Source organism: Nitrosomonas sp. HPC101, from assembly GCF_009833125.1.
In the GTDB taxonomy this organism is placed as follows: Bacteria; Pseudomonadota; Gammaproteobacteria; order Burkholderiales; family Nitrosomonadaceae; genus Nitrosomonas.
In genome coordinates this window covers 1-1,597 of record NZ_QRCC01000027.1, presented here as the reverse complement: position 1 = coordinate 1,597, position 1,597 = coordinate 1, and the positions used below count along the sequence as shown (strand labels likewise).

Sequence of the window (1,597 nt, the reverse complement as noted above, 5' to 3'; positions counted from 1 at the left end):
GCAAGCGCAATGGTGATCACGGTGGTGATCGCTCCGGGTCCGGCAACGAGCGGCATGGCGATGGGCACAAAAATCTTGCTTCGACGTTCGTTGTGAGTGAGTGACTCCTGCTGGACACTCGAAGTACGGCCTTGCAGCATCGTCAGCCCCATCAGCAGGATCACCAATCCGCCACCACAACGAAACGCGGAGATGGAAATACCGAAAATGTCTAGCATCCAGTTCCCCGCGACGGCGGCGGCGAACAGGATGGTGAAAACAGAAATCGCCGCTAGCAAAGCGGATTTCCGTCGCTGCGTCCTGTCGAGACCATCGACCGCTTGCAGGAACACAGGAACTGCAGAAAGTGGGTTGGCAATCGCAAGCAATGCGACAATCGCCTGTATGTACTGGTCCATTGGGTTGATCATTCTAATAGAATCGTTGCAGCAGTTTTCGGGGGACTACGTGTCAGCGAAGGGGAGCACAAGCGTTCGGTTGTTGCCATCCCTGCTTTCCAGCTTCACAAAGCCATGGTGCCGGTAGACGCATCGAACTCGTCATCCTTTGCAACTACAACCAATGCAAACACACTGATATCGAGTTGCCGAACCTTGTAAACTGCGTCGGCCAAAAGAGATCGCGCAAGCCCGATGCCTTGATAGAATTGGTCAACCGCTAATCGGCCCATCATCACGATGGGAACCACAGGGTATCGCGGCAGCCGCCTCAAAAGGACATTCGATAGTCGGTAAGACTAACCGAACCGGATGATATGGTCTAATAGACCCGGACACTCCAGTTAAGAGAAAATAGTCTTAATTGGAGGATGAAATGGAGCCTAGGAAACACTATACAAAGGAATTCAAGCTGGATGCAATCAGCTTGGTACTGGATCAGGGATTAACGATAGCAGAAGCTGCCAGAAGCCTGGAAATCAGGGCTAACATGCTTGGGCGATGGATCAGGGAGAGCCAGGCGGATACTAATGGTCAGGCATTCCGCGGTAATGGGAAACTGACACCGGAGCAGGAAGAAATCCGGCGGCTTAAACTAGAAAACAAGCAATTAAAGCTTGAGCGGCAAATACTAAAGGAGGCGGCGGTCTTTTTCGCGAAAGAAACGAAGTGAAGTATTCGTTCATCACCCAAAAGAAAAAGACCTACCCGGTCGGCCTGATGTGCCGGCTATTGGGTGTCAGTCGCAGTGCTTACTATGACTATGAACAACGCCGCTGCAATTGCCCGGATGATCTACACCACAGGCAACTACTTAATGCTGTGCAGAATATTGCAAAATCATGCGATTACACCTATGGCAGTCGCAGGATGAAACGAGCGCTAAATGCCTTGGACTATCGGGTTAGTCGCTGGAAGGCGAGAAGACTAATGCAAGAAGCCGGGATACAAGTGAAACACCGGAAGAAGTACAAGGTGACGACGGACAGCAATCACCCGTTGCCAGTGTTTGAGAACCAATTGAATCGGCAATTTACGGTTGCCAGACCGGATCAAGTCTATGTTTGTGTCATTATCTGCATTTGACGATTCCGACGTAGTCGTTGCTTGTCTCTTTCGGTTGCGGTCTATATGTTCTCCCGACAGGTGGTGGGCTGGAG

The 1,597-nt window shown here is 51.1% G+C and carries 2 protein-coding genes and 1 pseudogene; 1 reads left to right on the top strand and 2 read right to left on the bottom strand.

What is annotated here, in order from left to right:
• Both ABO04_RS11730 and ABO04_RS11725 read right to left on the bottom strand, forming a co-directional pair.
• A partial coding sequence (locus ABO04_RS11730; RefSeq protein ID WP_160810856.1) for a MarC family protein occupies nt 1-398 on the bottom strand: 398 nt, incomplete at its 3' end.
• 104 nt (nt 399-502) lie between these two features.
• The gene (locus ABO04_RS11725) at nt 503-688 is read right to left on the bottom strand and encodes a hypothetical protein (protein ID WP_160810855.1); all 186 of its coding nucleotides are present in this window, start codon (nt 686-688) and stop codon (nt 503-505) included.
• Between the two features lie 125 nt (nt 689-813).
• Here ABO04_RS11725 and ABO04_RS11720 point away from each other — a divergent pair.
• A pseudogene (locus tag ABO04_RS11720) lies at nt 814-1,597 on the top strand (IS3 family transposase); the annotation flags it as partial.